This window comes from Nocardioides agri (assembly GCF_013778305.1).
Classification (GTDB): Bacteria; Actinomycetota; Actinomycetes; order Propionibacteriales; family Nocardioidaceae; genus Nocardioides; species Nocardioides agri.
This window is the reverse complement of record NZ_JACEIC010000002.1, coordinates 314,572-328,604: the sequence shown is the minus strand read 5'-3', so window position 1 is coordinate 328,604 and position 14,033 is coordinate 314,572. Positions and strand designations below refer to the sequence as shown.

Annotated in this window: 16 protein-coding genes; 10 read left to right on the top strand and 6 right to left on the bottom strand. The window is 73.8% G+C overall.

The window, feature by feature from the left end; all coding sequences use genetic code 11:
• Positions 1 to 70: 70 nt before the first annotated feature.
• Positions 71 to 1,066 (top strand): beta-ketoacyl-ACP synthase III, encoded by a 996-nt coding sequence (locus tag HZF07_RS06120; protein WP_157340220.1) that lies wholly within the window; start codon positions 71 to 73, stop codon positions 1,064 to 1,066.
• 18 nt (positions 1,067 to 1,084) lie between these two features.
• Positions 1,085 to 1,693, top strand: coding sequence for a methyltransferase domain-containing protein (locus HZF07_RS06115; RefSeq protein ID WP_157340219.1), 609 nt, complete (start codon positions 1,085 to 1,087; stop codon positions 1,691 to 1,693).
• Between the two features lie 4 nt (positions 1,694 to 1,697).
• On the opposite strand, the gene HZF07_RS06110 is transcribed toward HZF07_RS06115, so the two are convergent.
• Together HZF07_RS06110 and HZF07_RS06105 are read right to left on the bottom strand one after the other, a co-directional pair.
• A complete protein-coding gene (locus HZF07_RS06110) occupies positions 1,698 to 1,916 on the bottom strand; it encodes a CDGSH iron-sulfur domain-containing protein (protein WP_157340218.1) in 219 nt (72 codons plus the stop codon).
• Positions 1,913 to 2,878: an iron-containing redox enzyme family protein gene (locus HZF07_RS06105; protein ID WP_157340217.1), complete on the bottom strand. Its 966-nt coding sequence runs from the start codon at positions 2,876 to 2,878 to the stop codon at positions 1,913 to 1,915. Before HZF07_RS06105 ends, HZF07_RS06110 begins: the two co-directional genes overlap by 4 nt.
• 30 nt (positions 2,879 to 2,908) lie before the next feature.
• Here HZF07_RS06105 and HZF07_RS06100 point away from each other — a divergent pair, with 30 nt between their 5' ends.
• Positions 2,909 to 3,856, top strand: coding sequence for a TIGR03557 family F420-dependent LLM class oxidoreductase (locus HZF07_RS06100; RefSeq protein WP_157340216.1), 948 nt, complete (start codon positions 2,909 to 2,911; stop codon positions 3,854 to 3,856).
• Here HZF07_RS06100 and HZF07_RS06095 read toward each other — a convergent pair.
• From HZF07_RS06095 to HZF07_RS06080, 4 genes are read right to left on the bottom strand one after another with little or no spacing between them, the layout of a single operon-like run.
• Entirely contained in the window at positions 3,849 to 4,532 is a 684-nt protein-coding gene (locus tag HZF07_RS06095) for an HAD family hydrolase (protein WP_157340215.1), read from the bottom strand. The two genes, HZF07_RS06100 and HZF07_RS06095, sit on opposite strands and share 8 nt — an antisense overlap.
• A gap of 26 nt (positions 4,533 to 4,558) precedes the next feature.
• Complete coding sequence (locus HZF07_RS06090; RefSeq protein WP_157340214.1) at positions 4,559 to 5,545, bottom strand: LLM class F420-dependent oxidoreductase; 987 nt, start codon at positions 5,543 to 5,545, stop codon at positions 4,559 to 4,561.
• Positions 5,542 to 6,339, bottom strand: a complete 798-nt coding sequence (locus tag HZF07_RS06085; protein WP_157340213.1) for a GAF and ANTAR domain-containing protein — start codon at positions 6,337 to 6,339, stop codon at positions 5,542 to 5,544. Before HZF07_RS06085 ends, HZF07_RS06090 begins: the two co-directional genes overlap by 4 nt.
• Positions 6,336 to 7,163 carry a sigma-70 family RNA polymerase sigma factor gene (locus HZF07_RS06080; RefSeq protein WP_309504572.1) on the bottom strand — a complete coding sequence of 276 codons (828 nt, stop codon included), beginning with the start codon at positions 7,161 to 7,163 and terminating at the stop codon, positions 6,336 to 6,338. The genes HZF07_RS06085 and HZF07_RS06080 overlap by 4 nt, the downstream gene beginning before the upstream one ends.
• A 159-nt stretch (positions 7,164 to 7,322) precedes the next feature.
• Here HZF07_RS06080 and HZF07_RS06075 point away from each other — a divergent pair, with 159 nt between their 5' ends.
• The 7 genes from HZF07_RS06075 to HZF07_RS06045 are packed head-to-tail and all read left to right on the top strand — an operon-like array spanning position 7,323 to position 14,032.
• Positions 7,323 to 8,504 carry a zinc-dependent alcohol dehydrogenase gene (locus tag HZF07_RS06075; RefSeq protein WP_157340211.1) on the top strand — a complete coding sequence of 394 codons (1,182 nt, stop codon included), beginning with the start codon at positions 7,323 to 7,325 and terminating at the stop codon, positions 8,502 to 8,504.
• Positions 8,505 to 8,517: 13 nt separating this feature from the next.
• Positions 8,518 to 8,988 (top strand): hypothetical protein, encoded by a 471-nt coding sequence (locus HZF07_RS06070; protein WP_157340210.1) that lies wholly within the window; start codon positions 8,518 to 8,520, stop codon positions 8,986 to 8,988.
• Complete coding sequence (locus tag HZF07_RS06065) at positions 8,985 to 10,214, top strand: NRAMP family divalent metal transporter (protein WP_157340209.1); 1,230 nt, start codon at positions 8,985 to 8,987, stop codon at positions 10,212 to 10,214. The genes HZF07_RS06070 and HZF07_RS06065 overlap by 4 nt, the downstream gene beginning before the upstream one ends.
• The gene (locus HZF07_RS06060) at positions 10,211 to 10,897 is read left to right on the top strand and encodes a PRC-barrel domain-containing protein (RefSeq protein ID WP_157340208.1); all 687 of its coding nucleotides are present in this window, start codon (positions 10,211 to 10,213) and stop codon (positions 10,895 to 10,897) included. The genes HZF07_RS06065 and HZF07_RS06060 overlap by 4 nt, the downstream gene beginning before the upstream one ends.
• A gap of 24 nt (positions 10,898 to 10,921) precedes the next feature.
• Positions 10,922 to 11,377: an SRPBCC family protein gene (locus HZF07_RS06055; RefSeq protein ID WP_157340207.1), complete on the top strand. Its 456-nt coding sequence runs from the start codon at positions 10,922 to 10,924 to the stop codon at positions 11,375 to 11,377.
• Positions 11,370 to 12,974, top strand: a complete 1,605-nt coding sequence (locus HZF07_RS06050) for a phytoene desaturase family protein (protein ID WP_181644858.1) — start codon at positions 11,370 to 11,372, stop codon at positions 12,972 to 12,974. The genes HZF07_RS06055 and HZF07_RS06050 overlap by 8 nt, the downstream gene beginning before the upstream one ends.
• A complete protein-coding gene (locus HZF07_RS06045; protein WP_232523018.1) occupies positions 12,971 to 14,032 on the top strand; it encodes an NAD-dependent epimerase/dehydratase family protein in 1,062 nt (353 codons plus the stop codon). The genes HZF07_RS06050 and HZF07_RS06045 overlap by 4 nt, the downstream gene beginning before the upstream one ends.
• The last annotated feature ends 1 nt before the right edge of the window (position 14,033 follow it).

Below are 14,033 nucleotides of genomic sequence, written 5' to 3'. Positions count from 1 at the left end.
GGCGGTCTGCCGGCGTGGTCGCCGTCGTGCCTGACGACGCCGGTGCGCGGAGTGGTCCTAGGCTGCAGGAATGACCACGATCAACCAGCAAGCCGGCGCGGCCGCGACCGCCATGCTCGGCCTGGGCGTCCACCGCCCCGAACGCGTCGTCACCAACGACGAGATCTGCGAGGTCCTCGACTCCAGCGACGAGTGGATCCAGACCCGGTCGGGCATCCGGACCCGCCGCTACGCCGCCGAGGGCGAGTCGCTCCTCGACATGGCCACGATCGCCGCCGAGCGGGCGCTGAAGGCGTCGGGGGTCGCTGCGGGCGACCTCGGCACGGTGATCGTCGCGACCTCGACCCACGTGCAGCACACCCCGGCGGCCGCTCCGCTGCTGGCGGACCGGCTCGGCTCGCGCGCGGCGGCGTTCGACGTCTCCGCGGGCTGCGCCGGCTTCTGCCACGCGCTGTCGGTGGCCTCCGACCTGGTGCGCGGCGGCAACGCCGGCTACGTGCTCGTGGTCGGCGTCGAGCGGCTCAGCACGTTCATGGACCCCACCGACCGGGGCACCGCGTTCATCTTCGCCGACGGTGCCGGCGCCGTGGTGGTCGGCCCGGCGGACGAGGCGGGCATCGGCCCGGTCGCCTGGGGGTCGGACGGCTCCCAATCGCACGTCATCACCCAGTCGGTGCGCTGCGACGAGCTCTCCCCGGAGCACCCGCTGTTCGTGCGGATGGAGGGCACCCAGGTCTTCCGCTGGGCGCCGTTCGCGATGGCCGATGTCGCCCGCACCGCCGTCGAGCGCGCGGGGCTGACGCTCGACGACCTCGACGTGTTCGTGCCGCACCAGGCGAACCTGCGCATCACCGAGACCCTGGCGCGCAACCTCAAGCTCCCCGAGGGCATCGCGATCGCCCGCGACGTCCAGGACTCCGGCAACACCTCAGCCGCCTCCGTGCCGCTGGCGATCGACGCGATGCTGAGCTCCGGCGAGGCGAAGCCGGGCGACATCGCGCTGCTGATCGCGTTCGGCGCGGGGCTGAGCTACGCCGGTCAGGTGGTGAGGTTGCCGCGCGCCTGACGGGGGTACTTCCGGCGCATGACTGTCACCTCTCTCCCTCGTGAGATCGACTTCGACGGCCTCCGCATCCAGTACGACGCCCGCGTGCTCGAGCCGCGCCCCTGGACGGCCGCGCAGTCCCGCTGGGCGGCCGAGCTGCTCGCCACGGCGCCGGCCGGTCCCGTGCTCGAGCTGTGCGCGGGCGCGGGCCAGATCGGCCTCCGCGCTGTCGTCGACACCGACCGGCACCTGGTCTGCGTCGACGCCTGTGCGGTCGCGTGCGACTACGCCCGCCAGAACGCCGCCGGCGCCGGGCTCTCCGACCGGGTCGACGTCCGGGAGGGTCGGATGCAGGACGTGCTCGGCGACGACGAGCGGTTCGCGCTCGTCGTGGCCGACCCGCCCTGGGTGCGCCGCTCCGACGTCGGCCGCTACCCCGAGGACCCGGTGACGGCCATCGACGGTGGCCTCGACGGCATGGACGTCGCCCAGGCCTGCCTCGACATCGCGTGGCGGCACGTCCTGCCCGGCGGGACGCTCCTGCTCCAGCTCGGCACCGTGGGGCAGGTCGACCTGCTCACCGGCGCCGAGCCGAGCGACGTGCGCATCTTCGACCGGGGCGTGGTCGCGCGGATCGACTTCGGCTGAGGCCCTACGCGGGCCGCAGCTTCGGCGGCAGCACCTTGTGGGTGCCGTCGCACCACGGGAAGGACGCCGACCGCTCGCAGCGGCAGACGGCGGTGACCGGGCGGGTGGTCTCGTGGGGGACGCCGTCGGCGTCCTCCACGGTGTGCCGGCCGCGCAGCAGCATCGGCCCGCCGGGGCACAGGACGACGTCGGGGTGCTCGAAGGCCACACCGGGCTCGCTCATGCCGCCACCTCGCCGACGCCCCAGCGGTCGAGCATCCGGCGGGCGAACCGGTCCTCGAGGTCGAGGCACGTGAACGCCCCGAACCAGAGGTCGGCTTCGAGGTCCGGCTCCTCGTCGAGCAGGGCGGCGGCGATCGTGCGCACGGCGAGCTGCTCGTGCACGGCGTCGGCCTCCACGTGCTCGGCGTAGTAGGCGATGATCTCGGGGGGCAGGTCGAGCCGCTTCAGGCCCTCCGCCATCCGCCGGGACGGCAGCGAGCTGGTCGCCTCGAACGCGGCCAGGTGGCCCAGGGCCGCCCCGCGCAGCCGCCGGTGGAGGCCGAACAGCGAGAGCGTGTTGTTCTGCTCCAGGACCTCGAGCGGGACGACGTCGACGTGCGCGTCGTAGGACGGCTCGAGCCCGGCCGCCGCCATGCCGGTCGCGAAGAGGTGGTGGTGCAGGCGGTTGGGGTCGCCGTTGCCGTACTCGTCGAACTGCAGCTCCATCAGGGCCGCCTTGGCCGGTACGCCGAGGCGCGGCACCAGCCAGGAGACCGGGTCGGACTCCTTGAGGTGGTAGAGCGACCGGACCCGCAGCAGGTCGAGCACCTGGTCGCGGTCGGCGTCGCGGTGGACGTGCCGGGCGAGGGAGACGCCGTCCTGGCCGTCGATCCACTCGAGGGCGTCGTCGACGAAGGACAGTCCCTGGGGCGGCGTCCAGCGGCCGCGGAGCCGCCGCTCGAGGTCGGCTTCCAGCAGGCCGCGCACCTGCAGCAGCGTGGGCTCCCACTCCAGGCCGTCGTCGACCCCGGCGAAGCCGCGGTAGTGCAGCTCGTGGAGGACCCACAGCGCCAGCGCGGCGTCGTCGCCGACAGCGGTGGGCGCGGTGGTGAGCACGGTCGAGAAGTCCGTCCCGACGCGGAGTGCGCCGAGGAGCTCAGCGGTCAGGGGACCGCGAGCCTGTGGGAGTCGGGGTGGTCGCATGGGGGATAGGTGCCCCGGGTACCCGCGGCCATGCGCATCGGATACTTCCTGTCGACCGAGGAGTACACCCCCGCGGACCTGGTCGCCCAGGCCCGCGCGGCCGAGCAGGCCGGCTTCACCGGTCTCTGGATCAGCGACCACTTCCACCCCTGGAACAACGAGCAGGGCAACAGCCCTCTCGTGTGGAGCGTGATCGGGGCGATCAGCCAGGTCTGCGACCTGCACGTCACCACCGCCGTCACCTGCCCGACGGTCCGGGTGCACCCGGCGATCGTGGCCCAGGCCGCGGGCACCTGCGCCGAGCTGCTGGACGGCCGGTTCACGCTGGGGGTCGGCACGGGAGAGGCGCTCAACGAGAGCATCCTCGGCGGGCCGTGGCCGACGCTCGACGTGCGCCTGGAGATGCTCGAGGAGGCGGTCGGCCTGATCCGCGAGCTGTGGACCGGCGAGGTCGTCAGCCATCGAGGTCGCCACTACACCGTCGAGCACGCCCGGATCTACAACGTGCCGGAGGTGCCGCCGGAGATCTTCGTGTCCGCGTTCGGGCCGAAGGCCGTCGATGTCGCGGCCCGGATCGGCGACGGCTACATCGGCACCTCGCCGGACGCCGACCTCGTCGGCCGCTTCAAGGAGGCCGCCGGCGACCGGCCCGCGCAGGCAGGGGCGAAGGTGGCGTTCGCGTCCAGCCGCGAGGAGGGCTGGAAGCACGCGCACCGGCTGTGGCCCAACGCCGGGCTGCCGGGTGAGATGGCCCAGATCCTGCCGACCCCCGAGCACTTCGAGCAGGCCACCCAGCTCGTCACGATGGACTCGACCCGCGAGTCGGTGGTCGCCGGCAACGAGCTCGAGGACCACCTCGAGCAGATCGAGAAGTACGCCGACGCCGGGTACGACGAGCTCTACGTCGCGAACATGGGCCCGCACTTCCTCGAGATGATCGAGTTCTACGGCGAGCGGGTGCTGCCGGCGGTCACCTGACCGCCGAGAGGTACGCCGGCCAGTCGAGCCCCACCAGGTCCCGGGGCGCCTCGGCGACCTGCACCGCGCCGGCGCTGCGCAGCTCGGTCTCGCTCACCCCGCCGGTGAGCACGCCGACGCACGCCAACCCTGCTCGGGACGCCGACTCGACGTCGTACACCGTGTCACCCACGAGCACCGCGTGCTGGACCTCGGCGCCCTGGTCGCGCAGCCGGCGGATCGTCTCGCCGAGGAGGTCGGGCTCGGGCTTGGACTCGTCGACGTCCTCGGCCGTCGTCAGCAGGTCGATGTCGTCGGCGATGCCGATCAGGTCGACCGCCTCGCGGGAGAACTCCGGGTCGCCCGAGGAGGCGAGCGCCACCCGGTAGCCCTGGTCGCGCAGCGCGCGCACCAGGTCGCGGGCGCCCGGCAGCGGCCGGACCTCGCCGCGCACCGCGGCGTACTCCTCGCGCCACCCGTCGCGGAGCCGGTCGCCGAGCCGCTCCTCGGTCTCCTCGTCGGCCACGTGACCGACCAGCTTGTCGCCGCCCATCCCGATCGCACGGTGCAGCCGCCACAGCGGCGGCGGCTCGGCGTGCCGGGCGAACGCCCGGTGCCAGGCGAGCGCGTGGTGGTAGGTGGAGTCGATGAGCGTGCCGTCGATGTCCAGCAGCACGGCGGCGGAGGTGGGGTCCATGCGGCAGCGGTACCCACCTGTACGGATCAGGGCGCCGCGTCCCGCAGCCGATCGAGCAGTGGCTGCGCCGCCTCGGCGAGGAACCGGTCCTGACCCTCGTCGCCGACCTGCACGACGGCGACGTCGGTGAAGCCCGCCTTCCAGTACTCCGCGACGGCGTCGACGATCTTGTCCAGGTCGGGGCCACACGCGATCGCGTCCGCGACGTCCTCGGGCCGCACGAACTGGGTCGCGCCCGCGAACCCGGCCGGGGTCGGCAGGTCGGCGTTGACGGGCCAGCCGCCACCGAACCAGCGGAACTGCTCGTGCGCCCGGCGTACGGCGGTCTCCTCGTCGGGGTCCCAGCAGATCGGGACCTGGCCGATCGCCCGCGCGCCGTCGCCGATCCGGGGCGCGCCGTCGACCGCGTTCCAGCCGGAGACCAGCGCGTCGTCCGGCTCGACGCCGATCAGGTGGTCGCCGAGCGGTGCCAGCGCCTCGATCGCGCGCTCCCCGGCAACCGCGAGCCCGATCTCCACGCCCTCCTCGGGGAGGTCCCAGATCCGGGCGGAGTCGACCTGGAAGAACTCACCGCGATGGTCGACGAGCTCGCCGGTGTGCAGGGCCCGGATGATCTCCACGGCCTCCCGGAGCATGTCCTGGCGGTCCTGGATCGCAGGCCAGCCCTCGCCGACGACGTGCTCGTTGAGGTTCTCCCCGCTGCCCAGACCGAGCGTGAAGCGGCCCTCGGCGAGGATCTGCAGCGTGGCGGCCTTCTGCGCGACGACCGCAGGGTGGTAGCGCATTGTCGGGCAGGTGACGTAGGTCAGCAGCCCCACCCGCGACGTCGCCTGCGCGACCGCCCCGAGGGTGGTCCAGGCGTACGGCGCGTGGCCCTGCTCGGTCAGCCACGGCGAGTAGTGGTCGCTCATCACCTCGAAGTCGAAGCCGGCCTCCTCGGCGGCGACGGCGTAGCGCACGAGCTCGCGCGGCCCGCTCTGCTCGGTCATCAGGGTGTAGCCGAAGCGCGTCATGCGCGGCCGGTACCCACCTCGTCGACGTTCACGTCCAGGTCGGGAGCCGTGCGCGGCTGGGGCGTCGGCAGCCCGTTCGGCAGCGTGTTCGACAGGGGGCTGCGCAGGTCGCCGGGCAGGTCCCGGGACTCGGCCACCATCGCCGCGACGTCGCGGAGCTTGGTGTTGGTGTCGTTGGAGTAGCGGTGCAGCACCTCGAAGGCCCGCTCGAAGGAGATGTCGTACTTGGCGGCCAGGACGCCCTGGGCCATGCCGATCAGGTGCCGGGACTCGAGCGCGGCGCGCAGGCCGGTGACCAGGCGCGCCTTGCTCATCGCGTCCGTGGCGTGCGCAGCGAAGACGACCGCGATGTCGACAGCCTCGTCGTCGAACGCCCCGCGGCTGCGGGCGTAGAGGTTGAGCGCGCCGAGCGTCTCGCGCTCGGTGTGCAGCCGGATGGCCATCGCCGACCCGATGCCGGCCTCCTGCGCCCGGGCGGCCCAGCGGGGCCACGCGGGCGCATGCGCGAGGTCGGCGGCCACCACGGAACCGCGCTCGAACGCGGCGTCCAGGCACGGGCCCTCGTCGAGCGCGTACTGGGCGGCGTCGAGCTCGCTGACCACGGGGTCGGTGGAGGCGATCGTCTCGACCTGCTTGCGCCGGCGGCGCAGCGTGATGCTGCAGGCGTCGCAGCCCGGCACCACCTCGACGGCGCGCCGGACGACCGCGTCGAAGGTCAGGTCCTCGTTGGGCGCGCCGTGCAGGTCGCTGCTGATCTCCGCGAAGCGGGCCGCCAGCCGACGCTCGTCAGTCACCCCGTCTCCTCCAAGTGGTCTCGCAGGTCCTCCAGGATCCGGCTGAGCAGCCGGGACACCTGCATCTGGGTCACGCCGAGGTCGTCGCCGATCTCGGCCTGGGTCCGGTCCTCGAAGAACCGCAGGTAGAGGATGCGGCGGTCGCGCTCGGAGAGTCGGCGGACGACCGGAGCGAGCATCACCCGAGCGTCGCTGGCATCGTGCTCCTCCTCCTGCTCGTCGGGCAGCAGGTCGCCGAGCGTGGCGGTGTCGGTCCCCACCGGCAGGTCGAGGGACGCGGGTCGGAAGCAGCCCAGCGCGGCCATGGCCTCGCCGTACTCCTCCACGGTGATGTCGAGCTCGGCGGCGACCTCCGCCTCGGTCGGCTCCCGGCCCAGCGACTGCTCGAGGTCGCGGATCGCCGCGTTGGCGTGGCCTTGCACCTCCTGGACGCGGCGGGGCGGGCGGACCGTCCAGCCCTGGTCCCGGAAGTAGCGCTGGAGCTCGCCCCGGATCGTCGGGACGGCGAACGTGAGCAGGTCGTTGCGCAGGTCGGGGTCGAAGCGGGCGATCGCCTTCGTCAGGCCCTCGTAGGCGACCTGGTTGAGGTCGTCATCGGCGATGCCGCGGTGGCGGTAGCGGCGGGCGACCGCCTCGGCGACCCCGCGGTTGATGAGCACCGCGCGGGCCCGCAGCCGCAGCGCCTCGTCCGGGTCGGTCGTCTCGTGCGCCGCGCGGAGCAGCACGGCCGTCTGCTCGGCGCGCTCCGGCCGGGTGAGGCCGCAGTCGCTGGAGTGGAGCTCCTCGGCCGCGAGCGGACGCAGGAGGGTGGTGGTGGTAGTCACGGCGACTCCCATCCGAGCGTGGTGCGCCTTGCCGGGTTGCTTCAGCAAGAGGGGGTGGCGGACGCGGTGGCCCGTCCCTGATGCGCGTACCCCTCGGATGTGGCCATAAACCACCTGTTCGGACCGAGTCCGGGGGCTCGACGTGGGTACCACTGGGCCATGAAGGCAGTCACCTGGCAGGGCCGCAAGGACACGCGGGTCGAGGAGGTCCCCGACCCCACCATCGTCGAGCCGACCGACGCGATCGTGCGCATCACCAGCACCGGGCTGTGCGGGTCCGACCTGCACCTCTACGACCCACTCACGCCGTTCATGACACCCGGCGACGTCGTCGGCCACGAGCCGATGGGCGTCGTCGAGGAGGTCGGCGCCGGGGTGCGCGACCTGAAGAAGGGCGACCGGGTCGTGGTCCCGTTCAACGTGAGCTGCGGCTCGTGCTGGATGTGCGAGCGCCACCTCTACAGCCAGTGCGAGACGACGCAGAACCGCGACCACGGCACGGGAGCGAGCCTGTTCGGCTACAGCAAGCTCTACGGCCAGGTGCCCGGTGGGCAGGCGGAGCTCCTGCGGGTCCCGTTCGCCGACTTCCTGCCCGTCCCGGTGCCGGACGGGCCACCCGACGAGCGCTTCCTCTACCTCTCCGACGTGCTGCCCACGGCGTGGCAGGGCGTCGAGTACGCCGCCGTGCCCGACGGCGGGACGCTCCTGGTGCTGGGTGCGGGTCCGATCGGCGACATGGCGGCGCGGATCGCGCTCGACCGTGGCCTGCGCGTGGTGGTGGTCGACCGCGTCCCCGAGCGGCTCGCGCGGGTCGCGGCCCGGGGTGCCGAGACGATCGACATGAGCCAGGTCGACGACGTGCCCGAGCGGGTCCGCGCGCTCACCGGCGGTCGCGGCGCCGACAGCGTCATCGACGCCGTCGGGATGGAGGCACACGGCTCCCCGTTCGCCGAGACGGCGCAGAAGGCGCTGCGGCTGATCCCCAAGCCGGCACAGGCCGCGTTCCTCAAGCAGGCCGGCGTCGACCGGCTCGCCGCGCTGATGACGGCGATCGAGGCGGTCCGCCGGGGCGGCACGATCTCGATCTCCGGCGTCTACGGCGGAGCCGCCGACCCGATCCCGCTGTTCCAGCTGTTCGACAAGCAGGTGCAGCTGCGGATGGGGCAGGCCAACGTGCGGGCGTGGACCGACGACATCCTCAAGGTGCTCAGCGAGGACGAGGACCGGCTCGGCGTGGAGTCCTTCGCGACCCACCGGCTGCCCCTCGACGAGGCGCCGGCGGCGTACGCGAAGTTCCAGGCCAAGGAGGACGGCATGGTGAAGGTCGTCTTCAAGCCCTGACAGGAGGCACCGCGTGGACGATGACGAGGGGCCGCCGCCGCGCAACGCGTTGAGACGCGCGGTGGTGCTCGCCCTCGTCATCGCTGCGACGGTTGCCTGCGCGCCGCAGAGCCCGGACCACTCGTCGTGGGTCGACCAGGCCGACCAGTCGCTCGAGGACGTCGAGGGCGCGGTCGCGACGGTGGCGCTGCTGCTGCGCCTCGAGGAGCAGGGCAAGGTGCCGGGGAAGTACCAGCAGGTCGTGGCCCAGGACAGCGAGACGGCCGTCGGCGCGACGATGGCCCGCTTCGGCGGTGAGCAGCCCACCCCCGCCGACGACGCCGACTACGCGAAGGTGACCGGCGCGATGTCGGACGCCTCCGACGTGCTGGCCCAGACGCGGATCGCGATCGTGCGGCGCGACACGGCGGCGTACCCGGGCCTGCTGTCCGAGCTCGAGGAGGTCCACGGCGACCTCGAGCGCGTCCGGCGGGGCCTGCGATGAAGCGGGTCTTCGCGGTCGCGCTGGGCATCCTCACCGCGATCGGCGGGTTCGTCGACATCGGCGACCTCGTCACCAACGCCCAGGTCGGCGCGCGCTTCGGGCTCTCGTTGGTGTGGGTCGTGCTGATGGGTGTCCTGGGGATCTGCGTCTTCGCCGAGATGTCGGGTCGGGTGGCCGCGGTGAGCGGCCGGGCGACGTTCGACCTCGTCCGCGAGCGGCTCGGACCCCGGGTCGGCCTGCTCAACCTCGGGGCCTCGATGCTGATCACGTTCCTGACCTTCGTCGCCGAGATCGGCGGCGTCGCCCTGTCGCTGCAGCTGGTCTCCTCGGTGCACGTCCTGCTGATCGTGCCGCTCGTCGGGCTGCTGGTCTGGCTGGTGCTGTGGCGGGCGCGGTTCTCGCTGATGGAGAACGTGCTGGGCCTGCTCGGGCTCGCACTCGTGGTCTTCGCGGTCGCGGTCTGGCAGCTGGGTCCCGACTGGGGCGCGCTCGTGCACCAGGCGGTGACCGCCGACAAGCCGGCCGACGAGCGCTGGCGCACCTACGCCTACTACGCCGTCGCGTTGTTCGGCGCCGCGATGACGCCCTACGAGGTGTTCTTCTTCTCCTCCGGCGGCGTCGAGGAGCACTGGGGCCCGGAGGACCTGCGGACGATGCGGGCCAACGTCTTCATCGGCTTCCCGCTGGGCGGGATCCTCTCGGTCGCGGTCGCCGCCAGCGCGTGGCTGGTGCTCGGGCCGCTCGAGATCGGCGTGGACACGCTCGGGCAGGTGGCGCTGCCCGTCGCCGCCGCGCTGGGCAAGGTCGGCCTGGCGGTGGCGATCGTGGGCTTCGTCGCCGCCACGTTCGGCGCCGCCTGCGAGACCGGCCTCAGCGTGGGCTACAGCATCGCGCAGTACTTCGGGGCGCAGTGGGGCAAGTACGTCCGGCCGCCGGAGGCCGCGGTCTTCCACGCGATCCTGCTGCTGGCGACGCTGGCGGCGACGGCGTTCCTGATGACCGCGGTCGACCCGATCGTGGTCACGGAGGTCTCGGTCGTGTTCTCCGCGGTCGCCCTGCCGCTGACGTACTTCCCGATCCTCGTGGTCGCCAACGACCCCGACTACATGGGCGAGCACGGCAACGGGCGGCTGGCCAATGCCCTGGGCATGGTCTACCTGGTGGTGATCGGGGTGGCCGCGGTCGCGGCGATCCCGCTGATGATCTGGACGAGGATGGGGCAATGAGCGGCGACCTCGACAACCGCCTCAGCGGCCCGATCGACGGAGCGCTGCACCTCCTGGACCGGCAGCTGCTGGACAGCGAGGGCCGGATGCTGGGCAAGGTCGACGACGTCGAGCTGAGCGAGATCGACGGTCGCCTGACGATCACCGGGCTGCTCACCGGACCTGAGGCGCTGCTCGACCGCTTCGGCGGCCGGCTCGGTCGCATCCTCGGCGAGCGCTGGGGGCAGCTGCGGGTCTCGGAGCCCGATCGCACGCGGCCGTGGCGCGTCGACGTCGCCGACGTCGATCGGCTCGACAGCGCGGTGCACCTCGCCGTACGCCGCGAGGGGGTGCTGCGCCGTGACCGGGAGCGCCTCCGCCTCGGCCGGTTGACCGGCATGGACGTCGAGGGTGCGGACGGGCAGCGGATCGGGCGGGTGCTCGACGCCAGGTTCGAGCCCGAGAGCGGCCGGCTGGTGCTCTGCTCCCTGGTGGTGGGGCACGGCCGGCCGGGCACCCTGCTCGGCTACGACCGGCACGGCCGCGGCTCGGCGCACGGCCCGTGGCTGCTCCGGGCCATCGTGCTGGCCCTGCACCGGCACACGGCGATCGTCGCAGCCGAGGACGCCGGCATCTCGTGGGCCGACGCCACGGTGCGGCTGCGGTCGGAGCCGACGCGACCGCCCGGTCACCCGTTCCGCTAGGCACGCGATGGGTACCCCCAGGACATGGCGACCAACGAGCGCACGATGAAGGCGACCGCCGACGCGGTCTGGGCGGTCCTGGCCGACGGCTGGCTCTACCCGCTGTGGGTGGTCGGGGCGTCGCGCATGCGCGACGTCGACGAGGGCTGGCCCGCTGTCGGCACGCGGCTGCACCACTCCGTCGGCACCTGGCCGCTGCTCGTCGACGACACCACCGACGTCGTCGAGGTGACGCCCGGCGCGTCGCTCACGCTGCACGCGCGGGCCCAGCCGAGCGGGATCGCGCGGGTGACGATCCGCCTCGAGGCGATCGGCGCCGAGACCCGGGTCGTCATCGACGAGGACGCCGTCTCGGGGCCTGCGCTGCTGGTGCCCAAGGTCGTGCGCGACGTCGGCCTGAAGTGGCGCAACGACGAGGCCCTGCGGCGCCTGGCGTACGTCGCCGAGCGTCGCGCCAGCCGCATGGAGTCACGTGCCTGACCCGGGCCGCGCCTGGGACGCCGTCGTCGTCGGCGCCGGGCCGAACGGCCTGGTCGCGGCGAACCTGCTCGTCGACGCGGGCTGGTCGGTGCTGGTGCTGGAGGCACAGCCGACGCCCGGGGGAGCGGTGCGCAGCGACCGCGACGTGGACCCGGAGTTCGTGCACGACACGATGAGCTCCTTCTACCCGCTCGCCGCCGCCTCGCCCGTCGTCCGCGGCCTCGGCCTGGAGGCGCACGGGCTCCGGTGGCGGCACGCCCCGGCCGTCCTCGGGCACTTCGTGCCCGCGTCGCAGTCGTGGGCGGTGCTGCACCGCGACCGCGCCGTCAGCGCCGCCCTGCTCGACGAGGCGAGCCCGGGCGACGGCGAGGCCTGGCTGGCGCTCTGCGACACCTGGGACCGGATCGGCGACCAGCTCGTCACGGCGCTGGTCTCGCCCTTCCCACCCGTGCGCGCCGGCCTGGCCACCGCGGTCCGGGTGCCCCGCGCCGGGGGCCTCGACCTCGTGCGCACGCTGCTCATGCCCGCGGGCGACCTGGCCCGCCAGCGCTTCAGCGGCGAGGCAGCGCGGCTGCTGCTGGCCGGCAACGCCAGCCACGCCGACATCCCCCTCGACGCGCCCGGGTCCGGCCTGATGGCGATGCTGCTGGCGATGCTCGGTCAGACCGTGGGGTGGCCGGTGCCCGAGGGCGGCGCCGGTGAGCTGACGGCGGCCCTGGTGCGCCGCTTCGAGGCCGCCGGTGGCACGCTGCGCTGCTCGGCCGAGGTCGCCGCCGTCGAGGTCGCCGACCGGCGGGCGACCGGCGTACGCCTCGTCGACGGCGAGCGCATCGAGGCAGCAGCCGTGCTGGCCGACGTCGCGGCGCCGCACCTCTACGGGCGGCTGGTCAGCCCCGATGACCTCCCTGCGCGCACCGTCCGCCGGATGCGCGGCTTCCGCCTCGACCCCTCCACGCTCAAGGTCGACTGGGCGCTCAGCGGGCCCGTGCCCTGGGCGGTGCCGCCCCCGCACGCGCCCGGCACGGTGCACGTCGCCGACTCGGTGGCCGAGCTGACCGAGACGTTCGCGCAGATCAGCGGCGGCGCGGTGCCGGCCCGTCCCTTCCTGCTCGCCGGTCAGATGACCACGACGGACCCGACCCGGTCGCCCGCCGGCACGGAGTCGGTGTGGGCCTACACCCACATGCCCCAGGACGTCCGCCAGGACGCGGGCGACGACGGCATCACCGGCGCGTGGCACCACGACGACTGCGAGCGGCTGGCCGACCGGATGCAGGCGCGGCTGGAGCGCCTCGCTCCCGGCTTCGGCGACCTCGTGCGCGCCCGCCGGGTGCTCGGCCCGCGCGAGCTCGAGGCGCGCGACGCCAACCTGATCGGCGGGGCCATCAACGGGGGCACCGCCCAGCTCGACCAGCAGCTGGTCTTCCGGCCGATCCCCGGGACCGGCCGGCCCGAGACGCCGGTGCGCGGCCTCTTCCTCGCCTCGGCGTCCGCCCATCCCGGTGGCGGGGTCCACGGCGCGGCGGGCAGCAACGCCGCGCGCGCCGCCGTCGCCGCCCGGCGGCTCGGCCGCCTCGCTCTCACCCGGAGGTCATGATGCGCGTAGCGGTCACCGGCGCGACCGGCAACGTCGGCAGCGCGGTGGTGCGCCGGCTGCTCGCCGGCGGGCACGACGTCGTGGGCGTCGTACGCCGTCCGCCCGACACGCCCGCCGGGCCGGGCGGGGTCGTCTGGGTCCAGGCCGACCTGGCGGAGGAGTGCCACGAGGCGCTGGTCGACGCGTTCCGCGGCGCCGACGCGGTGGTGCACCTGGTGTGGGGCTTCCAGCCCACGCACCGCATCGACTACCTGGAGGCCGTCGGTGTCGGCGGCACGCGGCGCGTGCTGGACGCCGTCGCCGAGGCCGGCGTGCCGCACCTGGTGCACCAGTCGTCCATCGGCGCCTACTCGCCGCGTCGCGACAGCGCGCCCGTGGGGGAGGACTGGCCGACCGACGGCATCCCGTCCTCGCCGTACAGCCGGCACAAGGCGGCCGCGGAGCGGCTGCTCGACGCGTTCGAGGCGCGCAGCGACGTCGCGGTGACGCGCACCCGGCCGGGCATCATCAGCCAGCACCCCGCGGGCAGCGCGCAGCTGCGCTACTTCCTGCCCACCCTGGTGCCGGCGGTCGCGCTGCGCCACGTGCCGGTCCTGCCCCTCGACCGTCGGCTGACGCTCCAGGTGGTGCACGCCGACGACGTGGCGGACGCGATCGTCCGCGCCGTTGAGGGCACGCTGCCGGGCGCGTTCAACCTGGTCGCCGAGCCGGTGCTGGGCCGCGACGACATCGCGCGGGCGCTGCACGCCCGCCCCGTGCACGTGCCGTTCCCGGTGCTGCGGGCGGCCGCGAGCCTCTCGTGGCACGCGCACGTGCAGCCGGTGGACGCGGGCTGGGTCGACATGGCCCGGAACGCTCCCGTCCTCGACGCCGGTCGGGCTCGCGACGAGCTCGGCTGGGTGCCCGCGCACGACGCTCTCGACGTGCTCGCCGAGATGGTCGAGGCGCTGTCGGCACCGGGCCACGGCGACACGGCGGTGCTGCGCCCGCGCAGCATCGTCGACGGCCTGCGCCGCGCCGTGCGGCAGGGACCGGTCAGCCAGCGGCGCGAGCCCTGAG